Genomic DNA, 22,309 nt, shown 5'->3' with positions numbered 1-22,309 from the left:
GACCGAAGCGGCGCGGCAAAGGGGCTCGCTCACTTGGCGTCGGCCGCCTTCTTGGCCTTGTTCCCCGCCGCCTCGAGCTTGCCCAGCCGCGCCCGGATCTCCGCGTTGTCGCGCCGCAGCGCCTCGAGCTCGTCCCGCAGCCGGTCCAGCTCGCGCTTGCCCGCCCCGCCGAGATCGCGGAGCACCTCGCGGATCCGCCGCCGCACCCGGCCGTCGAGATCGCGGTCGAGCTGCCGCAGGAGCGCGCCGCGCGACCGGCCGTCGCCGAGATCGCCGAGCGCGCGCGCGACGTCGACCCGGAGGTACGGATCCGGCTGATCGAGGAGCTCCTCGAGGAGCTCGCGCGTCCGCCGATCGCTCGAGAGCTTCGGCAGCGCCAGGATCGCCGCCCGGCGGCCCCGCGTCGGGACGCCGTAGCGCGTCCGGGCCGTCAGGTGCGGCACGGCGCGCTCGTCGCGCAGGTTGGCCAGCCCGTCGATCACGCCGCAGCGGATGACCTCGCCCCACGAGGGGCGGTCGAGCAGGTCGATCAGCGTGTCGAACCCCGAGCTCTGCCGCGTGGCCCCGAGCGCCCGCGCCGCCTCCGCCTGGACCAGGTAGCTCGCGTCGCGCAGGGCGAGCTTGCCGAGGAGCTCCGCCGCCTTGGCCGACCGGAAGTTGCCGAGCGCGCTCGCGACCGCCCGCCGCACCTTCGGGTGCTCCGCGCCCGCGCTCGCCTCGAGGAGCGCGAACGCCGCGCTCGACTGCAGCGCGCCGAGCGCGCCCGCGGCGGCGGCGCGCACCCCCCAGAACTCGTTCGCGTCGGCGAGCGACTGCCCGAGCGCCCGCGTCGTCGGCGGGTCGTCGCGCCGCGAGAGCGGCTTCGCGGCGAGCATGCGGCCGCGCGCCGTCGGCGCGTGGGCGAGCTGCGCCCGCAGCAGATCGGCCGGCGCGTCGACCTTGACCTCGCCCAGGATCCGGAGGTCCGGATCCACCACCACGAAGCGAGGGCGCCGCGGGAGCGGGATGACGAAGGTGTGCGCCTGCTGGTCCACGCGCCGCACCTCGCGGCGCACGCTCGAGCCCTTGCCGTCCGCGAAGCCGAAATCGAGCACCAGGTCGAACGCGAACGCCGGCGGCGTCGCGGCGTCCGGCTGGAGCGCGTGCTCCCGGCTGGGGTGCTGCCCGGCCGCCTGCGTCTGCTTCACGGTCACGGTGCACTCGTCGCCCTCGAGCTCGATCTTCACGTCGAGCTCGGGGTGCCCGGCGCGGAACACCCACTGCTCGAAGAAGCGCTCCAGCGACTTGCCGCTCACCTCCTCGAGCGCGCGGGCGAGATCCCGCGTCTCCACGACCCCGCGCGCGTGGCGCGACAGGTAGGCGCTCACCCCGCGCCAGAACAGCGCGTCCCCGAGCTCGCGGCGGAGCAGGTGCAGCACGAGCCCGCCCTTCTCGTAGAGGTGCCGATCGAAGACGTCGAGCGGCGCGTCGTAGTCCTGACAGACGATCGGCCGCCGGTAGCGCCCCCGCGCCTCGCCCAGGTACGCGTCGAGATCGGCCTTCAGGCCGTGATCGTACTCGTCGGCGCCGAGGTGGTGCTCCCGATAGACGTGCTCCATGAAGGTCGCGAACCCCTCGTTGAGCCAGCCGTGCGACCAGTCGCGGCACGTCACGAGATCGCCGAACCACTGGTGCGCGAGCTCGTGGGCGATGAGATCGTCCGACGAGATGTCGAGCGCCGCCCGCTCGTCGAGCAGGATGTGCTCGTACATCGTCGTGGCGGTCGTGTTCTCCATCCCCCCGAAGATGAAGTCGCTCACCACCACCTGCGCGTAGCGGCGGAAAGGATACTTGACGCCGAGCTTCTCGCTGAAGTGACGGATCATGTCCGGCGTGCGCGCGAACGTGCGGCGGCCGTCCTCCTCGCGCCCCTTCGGCACGAAGTACGCGAGCGGGACGTCGAGCGCCGCGTCGTCGATGCGCGCGAACTCGCCCGCGACCAGCGTGAACAGGTAGCTCGGGTGAGGCTCGTCCAGCCGGTAGTGGAAGACGCCCGCCTTCTGCGATTTCGCGTCGCTCTCGAGCTCGCCGTTCGACAGGCAGTACCAGCCCGGCGGCACCTCCGCCCGGAGCTCGGTCGTCTGCTTGACGTGGGGCTTGTCGATGCAGGGGAAGACGTGGCGCGCGTCCTCGTCCTGGCACTGCGTCCAGACCTGGCGCGGGCGGTCGGGGACGTGCTCGTCCGGCTGGAGGAAGTAGAGCCCCCGCCGCGGCGTGGCCCGGTACCGGACCAGGATCGACGCCTCGGCCTCGTCGAGCGGCACGGCCACGCGGAGCGTCTCGCCGTCGTACGTGTGCTCGGCCGGCTGGAACGCGCCGCTCGCCGCCTTGCCCGCGCCGCGCCGGGGCTTCGCCGCGCGCCCCGCGCCGGCGCTGATCTCGACCGACTCCAGATCGAAGCCGACGGCGTCGAGCGCGATCTCGCGCGCCGCCGGATCGACGCGGACCACGTCGAGCCGCGCGGCGCCGCGGATCGAGCGCTCCGCGACGTCGAGCGCGAGATCGAGGGCGATGTGCCGGACCGTGAACGGGCGCGAGCGCTCGTAGACGCGCTTCGTCCCGGCGAGCGCGAAGGGACGGGAGGCGACCGCGAACTCGGACGACGAGAGCACGGAACCGCAGGCGCAGCGCGAATGAAGCCGGTACTCTAGGGGCATCTCGGCCGAGTTTCCCCGCGCCGCGCCCGGCGCTGCAAGCAAGAACGCATGCGCCGGAGCGGGCGGCCGGGCGGCTCAGCTCGTCTTGAGGCCGTCGAGCACCTCGAGCGCGAGCTCGTACTTGCCGAGCGGCGGCATCAGGTAGGCGCCCTGCACCCGGTCGCGCACCGAGAAGAGCATCTCGCGGGCGATCTTCACCCCCTCCTTGCGGGCCTCGGGGCCGGCCGGCACCTTGCGCATGCGCTCGCGGATCTCCTCCGGGATCTGCATGCCAGGGACCTCGTTGTGGAGGAACTCGGCGTTCTTGTAGCTCACGAGCGGGAGCACGCCGACGAGCACCGGCATCCCCAGGTGCTCGATGCGCCGCAGCACCTTCTCGAGGAGATCCTGGTGGAAGATCGGCTGCGTCATGATGATGTCGGCCCCCGCGGCGCGCTTGCGCTCCAGGCGCGCGAGCTCCTTGTCGAGGTCCGGGGCGCCGGGCTCGAGCCCGGTGGCGAGCAGGAACGACGTCTTGCCGCCCGGGATCGGCTTGCCGGCCGGGTCGAGGCCGCGGTTCATCGTGCTCGCCATGTGGAGCAGCCCGATCGAGTCGAGGTCGTAGACCGCCGTCGCCTCCGGGTAGTCGCCGACCTTCGGCGGATCGCCCGTGATGATGACGAGGTTCTTGATGCCGATCGCGTGGGCGCCGAGCAGGTGCGCCATCTGGCCGATGAGGTTCCGGTCGCGGCCGCAGACGTGCAGGATCGGCTCGATGCCGTAGCGCTGGACCAGGAGCGAGCAGAAGGCGAGGTTCGTCATCCGCGCGGTGGCGCGCGGGCCGTCGGCGACGTTCACGACGTCGACGCCGTTGTCGATGAGCATCTTCGCCGCGCTGAGCGCGCTCTCGGGGCTGAGGCCCGGCGCCGGGTTCACCTCGACCGAGACCACGAACTTGCCCGCGGCGATCTTCGCCGCGAGGGGGCTCCGCTCGCCGAGCGGCGTGGGCTCGCTCCCCGTGGGCGCGTCCATCGTGACGTGCGGGCGCGAGGTGACCTCGGGCACGGCGCTGCCGCGGAGCATGCGGGCCGACTTGGCCATCCACTTGACGTGCTCCGGCGTGGTGCCGCAGCAGCCGCCGATCATCGCCGCGCCCGCCTGGATCATGCGGCGGGCGAAGACGTCGAAGTACTCGGGCGTCGCCATGTAGAGCAGGCGGCCGTCGACCGTGCGGGGCAGGCCCGCGTTCGGCTGCACGCAGAGCGGGAGCCCCGCGGTCGCCATCCGCTCCGCCATGGCGAGCGACAGCTGCGGGCCGTCGCCGCAGTTGACGCCGAGCAGGTCGACGCCCCAGTCCCGCAGCGTCCGGGCGACGCGCTCCGGCTCGCTGCCGTCGGCCACGACGCCGCTCGTGTCGAACGTCATCGACGCGAGCACCGGCAGCCCCGGCGCGGCCTGCCGCGCCGCCTCGATGGCGAGCTTGATCTCGTCGAGGTGGCGGAATGTCTCGAGGACCAGGAGGTCCGCGCCCCCCTCGGCGAGCGCGCCCGCCTGCTCGGCGAAGGTGGCGGCCGCCGCGGCGAGGTCGTCGCGCTTGGCCACGCCGGGCACGAGCCCGGTCGGGCCGATCGAGCCGGCCACGTACGCGTCGCCGCCCGCGATCTCGCGCGCGATGCGCGCGCCCGCGAGGTTGAAGTTGCGCACCTCGTTGACGAGCCCGTACCGCTCGAGGCGGAACCTGTTCGCGCCGAAGGTGTTCGTCTCGATGACGTTCGCGCCCGCGGCGACGTAGTCGGCGTGGACCCGCTTCACGAGGTCGGGGCGCGTGACGTTGAGCTGCTCGAAATTCTGCGTGACGAACACCCCGCGCTCGTAGAGCAGCGAGCCCATCGCGCCGTCGAACACGAGGATCGAGCGCCGGATCGCGTCGAGGAACGGGGCCTCTGGTCTCGTGCGGGACATGGGGCGCATCGTAGGGGCGCGCCGGCTTCTCAGGAAGGGGGGGCGCGACGCGGTTGACGTCGCGGCCAGGATCTCGGTAGGCAGATCGCGAGATGAGCACGCTCCAATGGCTTCGCGCATTTGCCCTGGCGGTCTCCGCCGCTGCTCCGCTCCTCGCCGCCTCCTCGCCGGCGCACGCCTGGCATCCGCCGGTGCACCGCTCGGACGCGGGCGTGGACCTCTACCTGTGGAGCGCCCGTGATCTCGGCGCGTCGACCGCCGTCGTCCCGTTCCTCCAGTTCGAGCCGACGCCCGACCTGTTCATCAACCTCAAGTTCCCGCTGGCCCTCTCCCTGAACGGCCCGGGGGATTTGGAGGACCTGCGCGACGGTCAGTCGCGCGCGGGGCTCGGCAACCCGACGTTCACGCTCTACTACGCGGACATCGACGGCAAGCTGACGTGGTACGCGGGCGGCCGCGCCGCGCTGCCGCTCGGCGTGGTCGACGACTACGACTGGCGCTGGGCCACGGCCTACGCGTCGGCGGCGATGGCCTATTACGATCTGCACCTCTGGGCGGCCGACGCGCTCCCGATCGGCGGGCTCGGCGGCATCGAGTACCGCTTCGGCCGCTCCTTCGTGCTCCGGGCGGGGGGCGATCTCACGTTCTTCGTCCCGCTGCAGGACCGCGGCCGGCGCGGCTTCATCGACGATTCGGACGATCTCGACGTGGTGTTCCAGGCGAAGGTCGAGCCGGAGTTCCAGAGCCGCGCCGGCTTCGGCGGCGGCGTGGCGCTCCAGACCGTGTGGGTCCCGTCCTCGGTCTACAACGACCAGGGGCAGGTCTCGCTGCTGCCGTATTTCGTGTACGACAGCCAGAAGACCTTCTTCATGCGGGCCGGCCTGCTCCTCGCGCTGGACGAGCCGCTCGGGCCTGCGTTCGACCGGCGGAGAGTGACGTCGCTCTACCTGCAGTTCGGCGGGCACATCGACTAGCGCGCCGGGCGGCTCGACCGAGCGAGGGATGAACCGGAGAGGCGCAGGTGCCGTGTCGGGCAGGGCGGCGCCGCCTTCGGGCTCGCCCGGGCCCCTCGCACGCATGGAGGCTCGAACATGACCCGTCGCCGCGCCATCGCCTGGGGCGCCGCCGCCGTCGCTCTTTTGGCGGTCGTCCTCCTCCTCCGCAAGCTCAACCAGTTTCCGCCGGACACGACGCCCGAAGGCGCGTATCTCCGCATCGCGTACAACATCGGCGCGAGCGACCCGCGCGCGTGCTTCCCGTACCTCGAGGACCGGGCGCAGCACGCGGCCTACACGATCCGGGACTACCGGCGGAAGGCGTTCGAGCGGATCGAGGCGAGCTACCCGGAGCCGGAGCGCGCGCGCCTGCTCGAGCAGTACCGCGCGCACGCGATGGCCGAGGACGGGGCGGACGTGTGGGTCGACATCGCCGCGAAGCAGGGGTTCGTCGCGCGGCTCCGGCGCGACCTGTCCGGCATCGCGAAGGTGGAGGTGACGGGCGAGCGGGCCACCGTCGAGACGGCGCGCGGCACGCGGTACCCGTTCCGGCGGCGGGACAACGGCATCTGGGGGCTCACGCTCTTCACGGCGGACCTCGTGGCCGAGGCCGAGCGGGCGGCGCGGGACTGGGACGTCGTGGAGAAGGCGGCGCTCGACTACGAGCGGGCGCGGTGAGCGGGGCGCGGCCGCGCCGCGATGCTCGAGGGCGAGCCGTCTGCGGCGGCAGGAGGGGGCCCTCGTGGAGCTGAGCCGCGCGGACGCTTCTTCGATCGATCCAGCGGCGAGAGACGCAGCGCTGCGCGAGCTCGGCGTCGAGCGAGGCGCCTGGATCGCGAGCGGGACCGAGGCAGAGGTCTACGGTTTGACCGACGAGCGCGTCCTCAAGCTGTATCCGGATCCCGGCCGGGCCTGCGCGATCGAGGCGCTGAGGAGGTTCTACGATTCGCTGCGCGGCGAGGGGCTGCCGTTCGCGCTCCCCCGGATCTACGACATCACGCCCGTCCGAGGGCTCCTGGCCGTGACGGAGCGCCGGATCGAGGGGAAGCCGCTCTCCGAGCTGCTCCCTGCGCTCGGTGCCGGGGACGCGCTCAGGGCGCGCGAGCGGTATATCGATGCGGCCGTGGCGCTGGCGGACATCGAGGCACCTCACGGCGTGTCGCGATACCTCCTGCTCGACGAGTCCGGGACGAGCAGCGTGCGGGCGCAGGGTTGGTACGAGTTCGTCTACCGCCTCGCCGAGGTCAAGATCGAGCGGCACCGCGCGTCGCTGGAGGCGGACGTGGTCGATCTCTCCGCGAAGCAGGCCCGGCTCCGCGAGCTCTACCTCGGCCAGCGGTACGACGGTCCGCTGCGCGTCGTGCACGGGGACTTCTTCCCGGGGAATGTGCTGATGAGCGACGCCGAGAGGGTGGCCGGCGTCATCGACTTCGGGAGCTTCACCATGTTCGGTGACCCCTTGGTCGATGTCTCCCTCGCATGCATGCTCTTCGACATGGTTGGGCCCGAGAGATCTTCGGTGCGTGACGAGCTGATCGCCGTCGCGTTGCGCAGGGTGGGCGCGGATGCAGAGGGAAAGCTCCATCGATACGCGATGGCCTATGCGCTCATGTCGTGTGACCTGTATGCCGGCGCGGACGGCTTGCGGCAGGATGGTCACTACAGGTGGGCCGTGGATCTTCTGAACACGGAGCCCTACTGGCAGCGCATGGCGTAGCCTTCGCGGGGCCGCGGCGCGCGCTGACCGCCGCCCACCCGCGCGGGCAAGTCACAAAGACTCAAGCCGATCGCATAGCCCTCTCTACTCGAAGACAGCGCACCGTCACCGTCGGCGCCGAAGGGGACGAGTTGGCCGAAGAAGATGGGGCGACAACCCCTGTGTCTCTGCGTGGCATTCCAGATCGGCAAGTTCGAAAAATATGAGTCTGGAATCACCCCTTCCGCACCCGCGCGAGCGCCTCGTCCGCCGAGAGCAGCACCTGCTCCCACTCGTCCAGCGCGTTCGGCCAGTGCGGCGAGAAGCGCACCACGCCGTCCGGGATCGCGCAGGCGATCCCGAGGCGGGTGAGCTCGCGGTAGAGCTCCACCACCGAGGCGCCGCCCGGCGGCCTCACCCCGAGCGAGCACGCCCGCAGCGCCGGATCCGCCGGTCGGAGGCTCTCCCAGCCGCGCTCCCGCAGCGCCTCCTCGAGCGGATCGAGGAAGCGGTTCGCGTGCTCGTGGATCCGCTCGACCCCGATCTGCAGGATCAGGTCCACCGCCGCCTCGAGCCCCGCGTAGCCCGCGGCGTTGAGGTTGCCCCCCTCCACGTAGTCGGCGCGCTGCCGGATCGGCCGGTCGTACCGGAGCTTGCCCGGGCCCTGGAACAGGAAGCTCACGCCGTCCTCGTGGCTCAGCCAGCCCGCCACCGACGGCCGGAGCGCCTGCAGGCGCTCGCGGCGGATGTACAGAAAGCCCGTGCCCTCCAGCCCCATCATCCACTTGTGGCCGCCGCACGCGAGGTAATCGGCCCCGGCCGCCCCGACGTCCACCGGCGTCGCGCCGACCGCCTGCACGGCGTCCACGCACAGCTCGGCGCCGTGCGCGCGGCAGAGCGCGCCGATCGCGGCGAGCGGCATCCGGAGCCCCGTCTGGAACTGCACCGCGCTCACCGCGACGAGCCGCGCGCCGCGCCGGAGCTCGTCCTCGAGCCGGGCCAGGCCCGAGCCGCTGCCGTCCGCGAAGCCGCCGAGCGGCAGGAAGACGGTCTCCAGGCCGAAGAGCTCGGCCGCACGCTGCCACGGGGTCACGTTCGCCGGGAACTCCCCCTCGAAGAGGATCACCCGGTCGCGCGGCCGCCAGGGGAAGCACAGGGCGATGTCGGTGAGCCCGCGCGTCGTGCTCTGGACCAGCGCGATCTCGTCGGCCGGCGCCTCCGCCCCGACCAGCCGGCCGAGCTTCTCCCGCAGGCGGAGCCGCTGCGCGCTCCACGTCGGGAACGCGGCCGCCCCCTGCGCGGCGTAGTCGTCGAGCAGCGCCATCACCGCGAGGCGCACCGGCCGCGACGGCGGCGAGATGCCCGCGTGGTTCACGTAGACGAGCGGCGCGAGGTGCGGGAACAGGCTGCGGTCGCCGAGCTTTGCGGCGAAGGCCCGATCGTTATCGATTTCGGCGGTGTGTCGCATCGGCTGGCTTCCCCCGGCGCTCCCCGCGGACCTTGGCGAGGTAGCGCGGCGGCGCGCCCTTGCCGGCCGCCGGCGGCACGAGGCAGTGCGGCTTCGTCCCGATGAGATCACCGCGGCCCGCCTTGATCAAGGCCTCGCGCGCCTCGTCGTGGTGCGCCGGGTCCCAGTAGAGCAAGAGCGCCTTCTGGAGCTTCTTCTCGCGCAGGTCCTTCGCCGTGTACACCGGCTCGCGCGTGAGCGGGTCGATCCCGGTGTGGTACATGCACGCGGCCATCGACATCGGCGTCGGGATGAAGTCCTGCACCTGGCGCGGCCGCATCCCGTTCCTCTTCAGGTACACGGCGAGGTCGACCATGTCGCGGAGCGTCGAGCCGGGGTGCCCCGAGATGAAGTAGGGCACGAGGAACTGGTTCTTCCCCGCCTCCTCGCTCGCGCACCGGAACTGCTCGGCGAAGCGCTCGTAGCTCTCGATGCCCGGCTTCTTCATCTTGTCGAGCACGTCCTTCTTGTTGTGCTCGGGGGCGACCGAGAGCTGGCCGCCCGTGTGGTGCGCGGCGAGCTCCTCGATGAACTCGGGCGACCGCTCGGCGAGGTCGTAGCGCACGCCGGAGGCGATGAAGACCTTCTTGACCCCTTCCTCCTCGCGCACCGCCTTCATCAGCTGGAGCAGCGGGCCGTGGTCGGTGTTCAGGTTCTCGCAGATCTCGGGGTGGACGCACGAGAGCCGCCGGCAGGCGTTCTCGATCGCCTCGTCCTTGCAGCGCATCTGGTACATGTTCGCGGTCGGCCCGCCGAGATCGCTGAGCACGCCGCGGAAGCCGTCCATGCGCCGGAGCGCCCGCACCTCGCGCAGGATGCTCTCCGCCGAGCGCGACTGGATCACCCGGCCCTCGTGCTCGGTGATCGAGCAGAACGTGCAGCCGCCGAAGCAGCCCCGCATCGTGACGACCGAGTGCTTCACCGTCTCGTACGCCGGGATCGGCGCGTCGTACGACCAGTGCGGCACCCGCGTGAACGGCAGGTCGTAGAGCGCGTCCATCTGCCCCGTCTCCAGCGGGAAGGCGGGCGGGTTGAAGTACACCGCCTCGGCGCCGTGCGGCTGGAGCAGCGGGCGCGCATTGCCGGGGTTCGTCTCGAATTGGAACGCCCGCGACATTTCCGCGAACGCGCGCCGATCCGCCGCCACCTCTTCGTAGCTGGGAAGGATCACGGTTTTTCCGTCCGAGACGTAACGTGAGCCTTCGATCTGCTCCCATTCGCCCTTGCGCAGGGGGAGGGCGGTGCCGCGGACGTCGCGGATCGAGCGGACGGGCTCGCCGCGGCGGAGGCGGTCGGCGACTTCCCAGACGGCCTTCTCGCCCATGCCGTAGATGAGCAGGTCGGCCTTGGCGTCGAGCAGGACCGAGCGGCGGACCTGGTCGGACCAGTAGTCGTAGTGGGCGATGCGGCGGAGGGACGCCTCGATGCCGCCGAGGACGATGGGGACGCCCGGGAACGCTTGCCGGCAGAGGTTGGCGTAGACGATGGAGGCCCGGTTGGGGCGGAGGCCCACCTGCCCGCCCGGCGAGTACTGGTCCTCGCTGCGGACCTTCTTCTGGGCGGTGAGCTTGTTCAGCATCGAGTCGAGGTTGCCGGCGGTGACCCCGACCATGAGCCGGGGGACGCCCATCCGCAGCAGGTCGCTCGGGTCCTGGTAGCGGGGCTGGGAGATGATTCCGACACGGAAGCCGCGGCCCTCGAGGAAGCGGCCGATGATCGCCGCGCCGAACGCGGGGTGGTCGACGTAGGCGTCGCCGTTGACGATCAGGATGTCGAGCGCGTCCCAGCCCCGCGCGCGCATCTCCTCCCGGGTCGTCGGCAGGAAGGCGGTGAGGTCGCGGGGGGCGGCGCCGGCGCTGCGGCGGAGCTGGAGGAGGGGCACGGCGCCGTCACCCTACGGGCCGGGGGAGCGGTCGGCAAGGGGGCGGCCCGGGCGGCGCTGGCGGGCCGCCACGGGGCTTCCGCGGCTGCGGGCGGGCCCGGGGGGCGAGCCGGGGGCGCGGGCGCGTCCGCGGGGCGCCTGCGGGGCAGCGCTGCGGAGCGGCGCTGCGGGCGCCGGCGGGGTGGGGCGCTGGGGGATCGGCCGTCGAGCCCGGCAGGCGGCGCTCGCCGCCGAGGAGCTGGAAGGCGCGAGGGCGCGTCCGAGGCCGGCGGGCGGGGGGGGGCGCCGGCGGGCGCGGCCCGCATTTTCCCGGCCAAAACGCGCAAATTGCGCGACATCCGCCAGCTGATCACGAAATCGGATGGCCAAGCATCGAATTTCCGGATGCGACATGAGGGCTGGCGCGCCGGGGCGGGCGGGAGTCGCTCGGTGGAAGTCGCGCGCAGCTCACAAAAATAAGCGGGAAAACACGGGGTTTTTGCGTCGAGGGGGCGGGATCCCAAATGACTCGGAAAGAGGGTTCGTAAAACTTATATGTGGAATCTCAACCCGATGATGCCCTCCGCGCCAAACAACGCAGCTTCGCTGTGGTGTACGAGGTGGGGGCTCCCTTCCTTCGCAGGACCCTCCGCAGCTATGGCGTGGACGCCGACGATCTCGAGGACGTCCTGCACGACATCCTCATGGCTGCCTACCGCCGTCTGGGCAGCTTCGACGCGAGCCGCCTGCTGCGCGCCGCCCTGGGGTTGAGCGACGAGGATGAGGTCCCCGGCGGCGAGCCGGTGCCGTTCAGCGCGGTCCTCCCCTACGTGAGCAAGCTGCGGGCGCGGCGGGCGTGGGACCCGGTGTACCGGTGGCTCTACGGGTTCGCGTGGCGGCAGGTGACCCACTACCGGCAGCGGGCGTTCCGGCGCCGCGAGATCCCGGCGGGCCTGCAGAGCAGCGCGATCTTCGCCGGGGTCGACCAGCGCCCTCGCCTGGAGCTGCGGGTGGAAGCGACGGAGCGGGCCGAGGTGATCGACCTGCTGCTCGCGAGCCTCGTCCCGCAGCGGCGCGTCATGCTGGTGATGCACGACATGCTCGACATCCCGGTCGTGGAGATCTCCCGGGAGCTCCAGATCAACGAGAACACGGCCCAGAACCGCCTCCGGCTGGCCCGGGAGGACTTCCGGGCGGCGGTGAAGCGGCTGGCGCCCGAGCAGCGGAGCGCGCTGCGCCTCGGCGAGCGGCCGTTCGCCACCGAGGCGGCGACGCGGCGCCGGCCGGCCCCGCCGCGGCGCGAGTAGCGCGGTGCTCGGGCGCGGCGGCTGCGGGGGTCCCGGGCGCGGAGGGATCCTCGCGGGGGGCAGCTCCGCCTACAGGCGTGTCATCCGTCAGTCGTGCTCGTCTCTCGTCTCCCGTGCTCGTCTCTACCGCAGTCCCTCCGTGCGCCTGATGAAGGCGCTCATCAACGCGGCGCATTCGGCCGGATGGGTCTCGAGCAGAAAATGCGGACCGTCGAGGACGTGCGCCTCCATGCGCGGGAGCGCCTTCATCCAGGAGAGGGTCTCTTCGAGGCCGAAGAAGACATCGTGCCGACCCCATACCATCAGCGCCGGGGGTTGCCAGCGACCGAGATAATCGGCGATCTCCCCGAACCGCGCGAAATGGCTGCGATAGTCGAGCACCAGCGCGCGCTGCGTCTCGAGCCGGCCGGGGAGCGACATGATGCGCCAGTCCTCCTCCCACAGCCGGGCATCGATGCGCTCCGCGATGTCCCGGGGCACGCCGCCAACGTATTGGTCGCGCGTCCCTTCGAGGGTCAGGTGCGCGGTCGCCTCAGCTTCCCGCTCGGGCGTGGGATCGTCCCAATAGGCTCTGGTCGCCGACCATTGCGGCCCCATCCCGCTCTCATGGGCATTGGCGTTCTGGACGATGAGGCTGCGTATCTTGCGCGGCGCGCGCGTGGCGAGATGAAGCCCCACCGGCGCTCCAAAATCGTGGAGGTAGAGGTGGAAGGACTCGGCCCCGAGCCGCGCGAGCAATGCGTCGATGATGTCGGCGAAACGCGAGAATGAGGGCCGCTCGATCGGCTCGGAGCCTCCGAACCCCGGAAGGTCCGGAGCGATCACGAAGCAGTCCCGTGCGAGAGTGCCGATCACGTTCCGAAACGACTCCGAGGAGCTTGGAAAACCGTGGATCAGAAGGAGCGCCGGCTTCTCCCGATCGCCTGCCAGGCGGACCGCCACTTCGGCACCTTCAATCTCAAACCTCACCCGTTCCGGTTCTCTCATCGCACCTGACTCCTTCGACGCCTTCAGATGCCTGACGCGCCTCGCCGGCAGATGGTGACATGCACTTCCGTGCACCCGCGCTTTGTGTAGCCGTCGCTGGACGCGGCCGCCAGATCGATCATCGACTCACACACGCTTCATCATGGCTCGCTCGCCCGATTCGCGAGACGGACCCACGTCGATGAATCCGTGGCGGACGTACAACGAGATGGCGCTGAGGTTCTGCTCCTTCACGTCGAGGCGGAGCTCACGTGCGCCCTGCTCGCGTGCCCACCGCAGGATCTCCTCGACCAGCGCGTCTCCGACGCCCCGGCCGCGCACCTCCGGCGCTACCCACATGCTGATCAGCTCGTAGGTGCCTCCGAAAGGCGCGCCTGTGGCCATGCCGACCGGCTCGCCGTCGACGTAGGCCACGAGGTTGTGGGAACCAGGCAGCGCAAGGCGCGCGCGCCAGCGCTCCTCGGATGCGTTTTCCCATTCCTCGAGCGTCGAGCCGAAAGCATGGGGAGCGTCCGCGAGCGCGCGCAGCCGGACGTCGCGCCAGGTGGCCCAATCGTCAGACGTCAAGGCCCGCAAGCTGATCACGTGAATCCCTCAACTGCTGGTGGCGAGCTGCCCACGCCGAACGACTCGGTGACCTGCATCGGTCTGCACAACGATTCGTCGATGGGTCGACCGAAGCCGCCGGGCCAGGTCTGTCCAGACCGTCGCATCTGTGACCTCCCCCACGGAGAGTCCCACGGATTGGCGCTGCGCCTCAAGGCCCAGATGCTGCGCAGCGCCATGGGCGTCGGGCTGGGCCACCTCGTCGGCGAGCTGGGGTCGCGATCGCAGCAGCAGGACGAGGACCGTCGCCAGGGGCCGGCGTCGCGGGAGGCGAAGGGGAGGCGAGCTCGGCGCGGCCGGACCACGATGGGCTATCCTGGGCGGGATGACGGTCCAGGAGCTCCACGTCGCGGGATATCGCTCGATCCGAGAGCTGACCCTCCCCCTCGCGCAGGTCAATATCATCGTCGGACCGAACGGCGTCGGCAAGACCAACCTCTATCGCACCATGGTGCTGCTCGGCGCCGCGGCGAGCGGGAGCTTCGCGCGCACCCTGGCCGAGGAGGGGGGGATGCCGTCTGTGCTCTGGGCCGGCCAGCGCAGCAAAGGCCCGGTGCGGATGACGCTGCGGGTGCGGCTGGATCAGCTCGTGTACGAGCTTCAGTGCGGGCTGACGCCGCCGCCTGCCGGGCCGTTCCAGCTGGACCCGGACATCAAGGAAGAGAACCTCTGGCTGCTCGACAAGCGCCGCCGCCTGCCGATGCTGGAGCGGGCCGCGGGCTCGGCCTTCGCGCGCGACGTCGACGGCCACCGCGTGACCTTTCCCTTCTCGCTCTGGGGCTCGGAGTCGGTGCTGTCGCAGGTGGTGGAGCCGCACCGCTTTCCGTTGCTCTCGGTGGTGCGGCAAAAGCTGATGAACTTCCGGTTCTATCACCACTTCCGCACCGACGCCGGCGCGCCGCTCCGGGTGGAGCAGGTCGGGGTGCGGACGCCGGTGCTCAGCACCGATGGCCACGATCTCGCCGCGGCGCTGGCGACGATCCTCGATATCGGCGACAGGGGCGCCTTGCGGGATGCCGTCTCCAGCGCGTTCCCGGGCGCGTCGCTCGAGGTCTCCTCGACGCAGGGGCGGTTCCGCGTCGAGCTCGGGTTGCCCGGGATGTCGCGGCCGCTCGACGCCCGCGAGTTCTCGGACGGCACGGCGCGGTACCTCTGCCTGCTGGCGGCGCTCTTGAGCCCGAGGCCTCCGCTGCTCCTGGCGCTGAACGAGCCGGAGACGAGCCTGCATCCGGATCTGCTCGGGCCGCTCGGGGATCTGCTCGTGCACGCGGCGTCCCGGAGTCAGCTGTGGATCACGACGCACTCCCGCTCGCTGGCGGAGCGGATCCGGAAGGCGACGCCCTGCCGGGTCATCGAGCTTGGCAAGAGAGGTGGGGAGACGGTGCTGGCGGGCGGCGCGGCGGAGGAGGAATGACGCCCTGCGCCGCGGAGCAGGGCCTGCGGCGCATCGGCGGAGCCAGCTGCTCGGCAGCCCTTCGGACAGCCCGACGCAGGTCCCGCGGCCGAGGCTTGACATTTTGAATCAGCTTGGATGTTCTTCCCTCAGGTATACTTTGACGTCCAACATTTTCTCCGGACTGCGCCGCGCCTCGCTCGAGCCGACGCGCGTCGGTCTGTAAGCCTGGGAGCATGGATCTATTCCAAGTCTCGGCGGCGTTGCTCTCGCTCACCGCGGTCTTCAGCTTCTTCAACCATCGGTTCCTCAGGCTGCCGACCACGATCGGGTTGATGCTGATCGCGATGACGACGTCCCTCGTCATGGTGGCCATCGGAGAGCTGTTTCCGGAGGTGGAGGCAGAGGCGAAGGAGCACCTCTCGGGCATCGATTTCAACAAGACGTTGATGCAGGGGATGCTCGGTTTCCTGCTGTTTGCCGCCGCGTTGCACGTCAACCTGGCGGATCTGAAGAAGCAGCGGGTCGTCATCGGCGTCCTGGCCACCGGGGGTGTGCTCATGTCCACCGTGCTGGTGGGCGGCATGACCTACGCCCTCATGACGCTGATGGGCGTGCACATCCGGCCGGTGTACTGCTTGCTCTTCGGCGCGCTCATCTCCCCCACCGATCCCATCGCGGTGCTCGGGGTCCTCAAGCACGTGGGGGCGCCGAAGGAGCTCGAGATGAAGATCGCCGGGGAGTCGCTCTTCAACGACGGCGTGGCGGTGGTGGCGTTCATCGGGCTCCTGGAGATCGCGTCGGGGACGTCGGGCCTCGATCTGCAGCGGCTCTCGCTGCTGTTCGTCCAGGAGGCGATCGGCGGCGTGCTGTACGGCCTCGCGCTCGGCTTCGTGACGCTCGCCATGCTGCGCAAGGTCGACGACTACAAGGTCGAGGTCTTGCTCTCGCTGGCGACCGCGGCGGGCGGCTACGCCCTGGCGTACGCGCTCCATGTCTCCGGCCCCATCGCCATGGTGGTGGCCGGGCTCTTCATCGGGAACGAGGCGCGCGCCGGCGCCATGAGCGAGAAGACCCGCGAGCACCTGGATGACTTCTGGGAGCTGATGGACGAGATCCTGAACGCGGTGCTGTTCGTCTTGATCGGACTCGAGCTGTTGATCGTCGCGTTCGACGCCCAGTCGCTGCTCGCGGGGCTGCTCGCGTTCCCGGTCGTGCTGCTCGCGCGGTTCATCGCGGTCGCGCTGCCGGTGAGCCTCATGAAGAGGCGCAGGGTCTTCACCCCGGGGGCGATCCGCATCCTCACCTGGGGCGGCCTGCGCGGCGGCGTCTCGGTGGCCCTCGCGCTCTCCATCCCCGGAAAGCTCGCGGATGGCACGCTGGTTCCGGAGCGCGAGATGGTGCTGACCATCACCTATGTCGTGGTGGTCGTCTCCATCGTGGTGCAGGGCCTGACCATCGGCCCATTGCTGCGCCGGACGATCGCCGCCGCCGCTGCCGCCGAGCCGGAGGAGGGGCCGATCGCCGTCGGCGGCGGCTAGCTCGCCGGCGGATCGCGAAGCGCGGAGCGACCCACCGCCAGCGCGTTTACAGGGGCCCACGCGCATGGTGTCATGACGGCGACGGGCCGCTCCCCAGGGCGACCCCTGGAAGGAGACCCTCGTGGCCGAGCTCTTCCCGGGCCGCGGGGCGGAGCGCCGTATGCCCCGCTTCGCAGGGATCTGGACGACGACCTTCGGGACGCTGACCATCACGCAGAGCGGCAGCGCTGTCCGCGGCACGTACACGCACAAGGGCGGCCGCGTCGAGGGCGAGCTCGAGGAGGGCGTGGCCCGGGGCCGGTGGTTCGAGCCCGAGCACGGCAAGGAGGGCTCGTTCGAGCTCACCATCGATGACGGCGACAATACGTTCGGTGGCTCGTGGAAATACGCGGGCTCGGCGGGCTGGGACGGGCCATGGAACGGCGTGCGGCTCGAGCTCCCCTCCGAGGCGGAGGGCGGCAATCCGGGCGGATGGAACAGCCATCCGGGAGGCCCGCTCCTCGCAGGCCCGATGGTCGGCGAGGTCTCCGAGACGGAGGCGCGCATCTGGATCCAGGCGAGGGGCACCTCCCCGCTCTCGATCTCGTTCTTATCCGATGACGGTGAGGAGATCGGCGCCGCGCTTTCGCCCGAGCGAGCCGAGTGGCTCTGCGCCGCCTTCCACGTCACGGGCCTGCGCCCTGGCCAGCGCTACCGCTACGAGATCTCGAGCGAGAACGGCCGCACCGATCGCCATGAGCTCCGCACCGCGCCCGAGGCGGGCGCGCGCAGGCTCAAGATCGCCTACGGCTCGTGCTTCTGGGACTATTCGAACGCGCGGCTCACCATCTTCGACGCCATCGCGCGCGAGGATGCCGACGTCTTCTTGATGATCGGCGACACGTCCTACTGCGCCGATCTCGACGCCCGCTCCGAGCACACGCTGATGCTCACGCACCTCCGGAATCGCAATAGCGATGCGATCCGGAGGCTCTTGGCCGAGGTCCCTGTGCTCGGCATCTGGGACGACCACGACTTCGGCCCGAACGACGCGGACGGCCGCTACGAAGGCAAGGGCACCTCGCTGCGCGCGTTTCGGCGCTGCTGGGCGCAGGCCCGCTTCGGGCTGCCCGACGTCCCCGGAGTCTTCTCCTCCGTCCGGATGGGCCCCGCCGAGATCTTCCTCCCGGACTCGCGCTACCACAAGCGCGTCTCCGGGGCGGAGATCCTCGGTCGCGCCCAGCTCGATTGGCTGCTCACAGGCCTCGGCGAGAGCGCCGCGCCCGTGAAGATCATCGCCTCGCCCACGCAGGTGCTCCCCGAGCACCCGGTCAAAAACGGCTGGGACAGCTTCCGCACCGACGCGCCCGGCGAGCTCGAAGAGATACTCTCTTTCATCGAATCCAACGACATCCAAGGCGTGGTCTTCGTGAGCGGCGACCTCCACATGGCGAACCTCATCCACGTGCCCGGGCGCGACGTCGGCGGGCGCGCGGGGCCCGAGTTTTGGGAGCTCACGTCGAGCCCCCTCGCGAACGCGCCCTGGAACGAGCCTCAGGTGGGGAGGGGCATCGATCGCTATCTCGTCAGCGAGGTGTTCGACCGCACGAACTACGGCGTCGTGGACATCGATCTCGACCGGACCGGCGAGGAGATCGCGCTTGTTCTGAAGGACGAACACGGCGAGATGTTGATTCGGCAGCCTGTTGCGCTGGCGGATCTGCGCGTGCGTTGAGATCGGCCGTGACGCCCGAGGCCGTTCTCCCCCTCCCGGGGATGGAACGCAGAGGCGATGAGGGTGATCGCATGCTGAATGTGGGTGCCACCGCTCGATGAGGCTTCGATGACTATTCACGTCACTACAAATGAGGACATTCGGAGAGCCGTCCGGCGCGCGCTTCGTCTTCCTGTGCGTTTTCTGCGCGATAACGTGCTGGAGGGGCCGTGCGCGTCCGAGTCTGAAGACCATTGTGAGCGGCGGGCTGATTATTGGAGTCTTCGAGGACGCGAAAGGGCACGATTTTGCTCGTCGTTTGACGATCTTATCAGCGCAGTGAAATCGCGCCAGCGAATCGTCGTATGGACGTCCGGGTTGTGGAGGGATAGGCTGATGCTGTGGGCGCTCTGCGCCTGGAGGCTCCGCTATCGGCCCGAGCACCCGGAGCTCGATGTCGTCGTCCTGGGAGATGCGCCGGAGGATGGGTTTGGCCGTGGATTCGTCCACGTGAAGCCGGCCGACGCGCGCCGCGGCTTGAACGACGCGCGTGCTCTATCTCGGACGCGTGTCCAGCACATGGCGCGCTCTTGGCGAAGGCTATCCGGTCGATCTCCGGTGCTGCCCATCGAGGGCAGGCGCGCCGATCGAGTGCGGAAGGATCTCGTAGAGCTGGGCACCCACCAAGCTGCGTTGTTTCCGCGGCTGGACGGTAGCGCGCTCACCCTGTCTTGGGTGGACGAGCTCTTGTTCGCGTGTCTCGATAAAGACTGGTCGACGCCAGCCGACGTGTTTATGCACCGTTCATCGGCTGGCGAAGAGCTGCGCGACGGTTGGGGGATGCGCATCGGCGATCGCTTTCTCGCCATGCGGCTGCGCCAGTGGGCCGAGCACCGTGGGGCTGAGGCCGCGCTGGAGAGTGTGCCCTATAGGCCGGACAGGCCACCTATGCTAGAGGCTCGCTATAGGTTGACGGCTGTCGGCGATCAAATAAGGCGACACGGTCTTGATGAAATCGCTCAAGGAGCGCCGCTGCCGGTGTGGGGTGTCACAGCGTACGATCCGCTGGCTCCTTGGGTCGTGGTGGACCATGGCACAGCTCACCAGCGCGTCCTGCGACTTGGAGATCGCGCTACGCAGGACGAGGAATGACGCCCGCGGCCACACGCGCGTCCGTCTGGCCGAGCTCCGCGCGGACGCCCCTCGGCCAGGGGATCCTCTCCTTCAGGTAGAAGCGCCGCGCGAGCTCAGGGCCGTCGCCGGCCACCTGGTCGAGCTCGGCCACGTCGCGGCGCTGAACGCCGGCGAACTCGCGATCGCGCTTGCGTACACGGCGCCCGCGCAGATAGTGGGGCCGCGACGTCGAGGAGCACCGCGGCGTGCTCCGCACCTTCCGGCGGACCGGAGGGGCGGTCGATAAGAGGAGCGGCTGCCTGATGAAAAGAGCGTGTTCTCCCGGATGCGGCGCGGTGGCCGTCTCCTTTAGCTGGGATCCCCTGGATTGGGTGTGGGTCTTCGTGGCCCTGCTCGTGCTCGTCGGCATGGGCGCCGCGCTCGTCCTCCGCTTCCGGCGCCGCCGCTGACCTGGTAGGCCGGCGGTACCCCGCACGGGGGCGCCGCGCGCATGGGGCGCCGCGCGCTTTGGGCGGCGCCAGGCGGGGAGCAACCGCGGGGGACAAGGTGAACGCCCGCATGCCTCGGGCTCGGGGCCGTCCGTGTCACCTGACCGGGGGCGCGGAGCGGCCGCGAAGGTCGAGGCATGCATCGGACGCTGGTGACCGGCCGTTCATCGACCAGCTGGTTGGCGAACACTCGCCGCGTAACCGCGTGCGCCCCTGTGTACGCCCAGGACGGGTCGATCCGCATGCATTCCGGTTTCACCGCGAAGTTTGCCTTTGACGCCCACGCCACGTTTAGAGAAATGGCCTGCGGTTCTCAGCGCGTTGCGCGCGCAGCGGCCAAAGGCTTCCGACCGGGGGGAGACGGTGAGGGCGTCGCAGCGACGGATCTCATGGGCAGCAGGGGTTGTCCTCCCGCTTCTTGTTGTTCCGGTGCCCGTAGAAGCGTCCGAGGTGAGCGCCGGAGTGAGCCTCGGGTGGTTCCAAGCCGGTACCGTTCCGCGCCTCGCGGTGGGGCCGCACGCGGGCGTAGCGTGGCCCATCCAGCGAGACATCCTGTTCACGGTGCACGACCTGTGCACGATCCTACCCCCGACCGAGGAGGACGGGCCAGGGATCTACAACCAGACCTCGGTTGACATCGGGTACGCGTGGGAGGACGGCAGCGTCAGCGCGGGGCCATCGGTGGCGCTCTACGTCATGCCGGCGTGCGGCATCTCCTTGTGCGGCCTCGTAGGTGGTCTTGCCGTAGGCGGCCACGCGCAGACCAACGCGTACATCGCTGGGCCGCTGGGGGTGTCGGTGAACGTCAACGTGGATTGGGTCGGTCGGGGCAGTCTGGTGCTGCCGGGCTACGTGTCCGTCGTCGTTGTTGCTGGTCCTGTGCTTCGATGGAGTGCCAAATGAGCGCGAGAAGAGTCCTGTTATTGTTCGTGGCCATCTTGGTTTGGGCGCTGGCGGCGTGCAACTGGACGATAGGAGACTGCTATCCTGTCGGGGAGAGAACTTCGGGCGCAGGTGCCGGTCCAGGCTCGGAGCCACGCCCCGTCTACACCTCCGCCGGATCCGGTGACTTCGGGGCGGAGCCGCCGGACGGACCATACGATGGCAGCGGGCGCGAGATCGCGTGCAACGAGTGGGAGCTCGAAGACGAGGAGGAGAGACCGAGCGACAGCTCGGAACGGCCGACAGAGAGCCCGACGAGGCCGCAAGACCCTTGCCCTGGATTCGGCGATATCGCGGGAGACGGAGCGACCGTCTTGAGCTGTAGCGATGCGTGTAGCTCGAAGTGCCCGCCGCCTGGAATGGCCCCATGGATATACGTTGATTTTGAGCCATCCGATTTTATATTTGTTACCGTCGTCAATGACGACGGCATGGACATGGGCGGAGGGTGGCAAGAGGCCAGGGTCAAGTTGAACTTCAGGAGGCTGACTATTCCGCGTAAGGCAAAGGACTGGTCCTGTGCTTTTACTATCGGCATGCCGCTCCGGGCCGAGATTTATGGACGAATCGATTCAATCCGTGCGGCCAGTATGAGCGAGGAGATCACGGAGGAGGTCGCAAACGGCATGAATTACGATCTCCCGCAGGAGAGATTTTGCGATGGATTTCGCGAAAACGTGGAAGCTGCGTTCAAGTCCAAGTACAAGAGACTCGGTGCCAGGGTGACAAGATGATGGTGATAAATCGCTCCGAGCTGCTCGACGTCGTCTACCGCTTCTACCCGCGGGGCGTACATTGCTTCGAGCGCATCCACGTACCTGCCGACGAGCCCTTCTACGGCGACACGGAGGAGCACCGCCGCTTGGTGGAAGCCGCAGATCGCGGGCGAGCGGAATACCCGACGTGGAAAGCGATGATCCGCCGCCTGGGGGATCGATACGGCCTTCAAAACGAGTCGCTTCACCTCTTGTCGGGTGGGAATGACGCGGCGTACTCGGCCCGCATCTGGCTCACCGACGAAACGGCGCTCAGCTTCCATGTGTCCTTGCTCGGGCCGTACTACGGGATCCACCTCCCCGGTATCCCCGAGGAGGAGCCGGTGGCGCGCGAGATCGCTCGGGAGATCGAGGCCACGTACCCCGGCTACCAGCCGATCCCGCCGGAGCTCGGGAACGAGGTGGTTCCGGACGTGGCGATGGACGCGGTGCCCATGGGAAAGGCGACGATCTATGTGTGCCTCTTCTCCAGCGTGTGGAGATTCGTGGATCCGGTGTAGCCTCTCCCAGGCGTCCGCCGTCCGTGCGGCCGAGCTCGGGCACACTGCCGGCAAGGGGCTCTAGGCGAGCTCAACGGCCTCCCCGCAGCAGCGCGGCGTGGAGGTCGAGGCGCACGTCGGCGAGCTCGGGGATATGGCAGGCGAGGAGCACGGGCGAGCTCGGCGGCGGTCGAGGCGTCTGCGCGTAGGCCTTCGTGGATTCCATGGGACCATATGGACGAGGTGCGGGGGCGTTCAAGCCAGAGC

19 protein-coding genes and 1 pseudogene are annotated in these 22,309 nt (G+C 69.8%); 12 read left to right on the top strand and 8 right to left on the bottom strand.

Annotated features, from left to right (window positions below; all coding sequences use genetic code 11):
- Positions 1-29: 29 nt before the first annotated feature.
- On the bottom strand, positions 30-2,651 hold the full coding sequence (locus WMF26_RS45690) for a M1 family aminopeptidase (protein ID WP_437997840.1): 2,622 nt from the start codon (positions 2,649-2,651) through the stop codon (positions 30-32).
- A 120-nt stretch (positions 2,652-2,771) separates the two neighbouring features.
- Entirely contained in the window at positions 2,772-4,637 is a 1,866-nt protein-coding gene (locus WMF26_RS45685) for a bifunctional homocysteine S-methyltransferase/methylenetetrahydrofolate reductase (RefSeq protein ID WP_437997839.1), read from the bottom strand.
- 92 nt (positions 4,638-4,729) lie between these two features.
- Here WMF26_RS45685 and WMF26_RS45680 point away from each other — a divergent pair, with 92 nt between their 5' ends.
- The 3 genes from WMF26_RS45680 (at position 4,730) to WMF26_RS45670 (ending at position 7,349) form a co-directional block, all read left to right on the top strand.
- On the top strand, positions 4,730-5,611 hold the full coding sequence (locus WMF26_RS45680) for a hypothetical protein (protein WP_437997838.1): 882 nt from the start codon (positions 4,730-4,732) through the stop codon (positions 5,609-5,611).
- A gap of 117 nt (positions 5,612-5,728) precedes the next feature.
- The gene (locus WMF26_RS45675; RefSeq protein WP_437334300.1) at positions 5,729-6,310 is read left to right on the top strand and encodes a hypothetical protein; all 582 of its coding nucleotides are present in this window, start codon (positions 5,729-5,731) and stop codon (positions 6,308-6,310) included.
- Between the two features lie 64 nt (positions 6,311-6,374).
- Positions 6,375-7,349 carry an aminoglycoside phosphotransferase family protein gene (locus WMF26_RS45670; protein WP_437997837.1) on the top strand — a complete coding sequence of 325 codons (975 nt, stop codon included), beginning with the start codon at positions 6,375-6,377 and terminating at the stop codon, positions 7,347-7,349.
- Between the two features lie 214 nt (positions 7,350-7,563).
- Here WMF26_RS45670 and WMF26_RS45665 read toward each other — a convergent pair whose 3' ends face one another.
- Positions 7,564-8,796: an aminotransferase class V-fold PLP-dependent enzyme gene (locus WMF26_RS45665; protein WP_437997836.1), complete on the bottom strand. Its 1,233-nt coding sequence runs from the start codon at positions 8,794-8,796 to the stop codon at positions 7,564-7,566.
- Positions 8,771-10,717 carry a YgiQ family radical SAM protein gene (locus WMF26_RS45660; RefSeq protein ID WP_437997835.1) on the bottom strand — a complete coding sequence of 649 codons (1,947 nt, stop codon included), beginning with the start codon at positions 10,715-10,717 and terminating at the stop codon, positions 8,771-8,773. Before WMF26_RS45660 ends, WMF26_RS45665 begins: the two co-directional genes overlap by 26 nt.
- A gap of 599 nt (positions 10,718-11,316) precedes the next feature.
- Here WMF26_RS45660 and WMF26_RS45655 point away from each other — a divergent pair.
- Positions 11,317-12,003 carry an RNA polymerase sigma factor gene (locus tag WMF26_RS45655; RefSeq protein ID WP_437997834.1) on the top strand — a complete coding sequence of 229 codons (687 nt, stop codon included), beginning with the start codon at positions 11,317-11,319 and terminating at the stop codon, positions 12,001-12,003.
- Positions 12,004-12,126: 123 nt separating this feature from the next.
- Here WMF26_RS45655 and WMF26_RS45650 read toward each other — a convergent pair whose 3' ends face one another.
- Together WMF26_RS45650 and WMF26_RS45645 are read right to left on the bottom strand one after the other, a co-directional pair.
- The gene (locus WMF26_RS45650) at positions 12,127-12,990 is read right to left on the bottom strand and encodes an alpha/beta fold hydrolase (RefSeq protein WP_437997833.1); all 864 of its coding nucleotides are present in this window, start codon (positions 12,988-12,990) and stop codon (positions 12,127-12,129) included.
- 126 nt (positions 12,991-13,116) lie between these two features.
- On the bottom strand, positions 13,117-13,575 hold the full coding sequence (locus WMF26_RS45645; RefSeq protein ID WP_437997832.1) for an N-acetyltransferase family protein: 459 nt from the start codon (positions 13,573-13,575) through the stop codon (positions 13,117-13,119).
- Positions 13,576-13,921: 346 nt separating this feature from the next.
- Between WMF26_RS45645 and WMF26_RS45640 the strand changes: the two genes are divergently transcribed.
- The 5 genes and pseudogenes from WMF26_RS45640 (at position 13,922) to WMF26_RS45620 (ending at position 19,375) form a co-directional block, all read left to right on the top strand.
- Positions 13,922-15,010, top strand: a complete 1,089-nt coding sequence (locus WMF26_RS45640) for an AAA family ATPase (protein ID WP_437997831.1) — start codon at positions 13,922-13,924, stop codon at positions 15,008-15,010.
- A gap of 215 nt (positions 15,011-15,225) precedes the next feature.
- Positions 15,226-16,530 carry a cation:proton antiporter gene (locus tag WMF26_RS45635; RefSeq protein ID WP_437997830.1) on the top strand — a complete coding sequence of 435 codons (1,305 nt, stop codon included), beginning with the start codon at positions 15,226-15,228 and terminating at the stop codon, positions 16,528-16,530.
- A 121-nt stretch (positions 16,531-16,651) separates the two neighbouring features.
- Entirely contained in the window at positions 16,652-18,244 is a 1,593-nt protein-coding gene (locus tag WMF26_RS45630; RefSeq protein WP_437997829.1) for an alkaline phosphatase D family protein, read from the top strand.
- Positions 18,245-18,322: 78 nt separating this feature from the next.
- Positions 18,323-18,628: pseudogene (locus WMF26_RS45625) on the top strand (DUF1835 domain-containing protein); the annotation flags it as partial.
- Positions 18,629-18,841: 213 nt separating this feature from the next.
- Complete coding sequence (locus WMF26_RS45620; RefSeq protein WP_438002515.1) at positions 18,842-19,375, top strand: hypothetical protein; 534 nt, start codon at positions 18,842-18,844, stop codon at positions 19,373-19,375.
- Here WMF26_RS45620 and WMF26_RS45615 read toward each other — a convergent pair.
- On the bottom strand, positions 19,356-19,508 hold the full coding sequence (locus WMF26_RS45615) for a hypothetical protein (protein ID WP_437997828.1): 153 nt from the start codon (positions 19,506-19,508) through the stop codon (positions 19,356-19,358). The two genes, WMF26_RS45620 and WMF26_RS45615, sit on opposite strands and share 20 nt — an antisense overlap.
- Before the next feature lie 787 nt (positions 19,509-20,295).
- Here WMF26_RS45615 and WMF26_RS45610 point away from each other — a divergent pair.
- From WMF26_RS45610 to WMF26_RS45600, 3 genes are read left to right on the top strand one after another with little or no spacing between them, the layout of a single operon-like run.
- Positions 20,296-20,748: a hypothetical protein gene (locus WMF26_RS45610; RefSeq protein ID WP_437997827.1), complete on the top strand. Its 453-nt coding sequence runs from the start codon at positions 20,296-20,298 to the stop codon at positions 20,746-20,748.
- A complete protein-coding gene (locus WMF26_RS45605; RefSeq protein WP_437997826.1) occupies positions 20,745-21,521 on the top strand; it encodes a hypothetical protein in 777 nt (258 codons plus the stop codon). The genes WMF26_RS45610 and WMF26_RS45605 overlap by 4 nt, the downstream gene beginning before the upstream one ends.
- On the top strand, positions 21,518-22,063 hold the full coding sequence (locus WMF26_RS45600; protein WP_437997825.1) for a hypothetical protein: 546 nt from the start codon (positions 21,518-21,520) through the stop codon (positions 22,061-22,063). Before WMF26_RS45605 ends, WMF26_RS45600 begins: the two co-directional genes overlap by 4 nt.
- Before the next feature lie 70 nt (positions 22,064-22,133).
- Here WMF26_RS45600 and WMF26_RS45595 read toward each other — a convergent pair whose 3' ends face one another.
- Complete coding sequence (locus WMF26_RS45595) at positions 22,134-22,268, bottom strand: hypothetical protein (protein WP_437997824.1); 135 nt, start codon at positions 22,266-22,268, stop codon at positions 22,134-22,136.
- Positions 22,269-22,309 lie beyond the last annotated feature (41 nt).

The organism is Sorangium sp. So ce185 (assembly GCF_051526825.1).
In the GTDB taxonomy this organism is placed as follows: domain Bacteria; phylum Myxococcota_A; class Polyangia; order Polyangiales; family Polyangiaceae; genus Sorangium; species Sorangium cellulosum_D.
The sequence above is the reverse complement of the archived record's forward strand: the minus strand, read 5'-3'. Positions and strand labels throughout refer to the sequence as shown.

Bases quoted from the DNA above. Each gene is read 5' to 3' on its own strand.
- WMF26_RS45605 (WP_437997826.1), top strand. From the start codon at position 20,745: ATGAGCGCGAGAAGAGTCCTGTTATTGTTCGTGGCCATCTTGGTTTGG.
- WMF26_RS45635 (WP_437997830.1), top strand. From the start codon at position 15,226: ATGGATCTATTCCAAGTCTCGGCGGCGTTGCTCTCGCTCACCGCGGTC.
- WMF26_RS45600 (WP_437997825.1), top strand. From the start codon at position 21,518: ATGATGGTGATAAATCGCTCCGAGCTGCTCGACGTCGTCTACCGCTTC.
- WMF26_RS45650 (WP_437997833.1), bottom strand. From the start codon at position 12,990: ATGAGAGAACCGGAACGGGTGAGGTTTGAGATTGAAGGTGCCGAAGTG.
- WMF26_RS45685 (WP_437997839.1), bottom strand. From the start codon at position 4,637: ATGTCCCGCACGAGACCAGAGGCCCCGTTCCTCGACGCGATCCGGCGC.
- WMF26_RS45665 (WP_437997836.1), bottom strand. From the start codon at position 8,796: ATGCGACACACCGCCGAAATCGATAACGATCGGGCCTTCGCCGCAAAG.
- WMF26_RS45680 (WP_437997838.1), top strand. From the start codon at position 4,730: ATGAGCACGCTCCAATGGCTTCGCGCATTTGCCCTGGCGGTCTCCGCC.
- WMF26_RS45595 (WP_437997824.1), bottom strand. From the start codon at position 22,268: ATGGAATCCACGAAGGCCTACGCGCAGACGCCTCGACCGCCGCCGAGC.
- WMF26_RS45640 (WP_437997831.1), top strand. From the start codon at position 13,922: ATGACGGTCCAGGAGCTCCACGTCGCGGGATATCGCTCGATCCGAGAG.
- WMF26_RS45675 (WP_437334300.1), top strand. From the start codon at position 5,729: ATGACCCGTCGCCGCGCCATCGCCTGGGGCGCCGCCGCCGTCGCTCTT.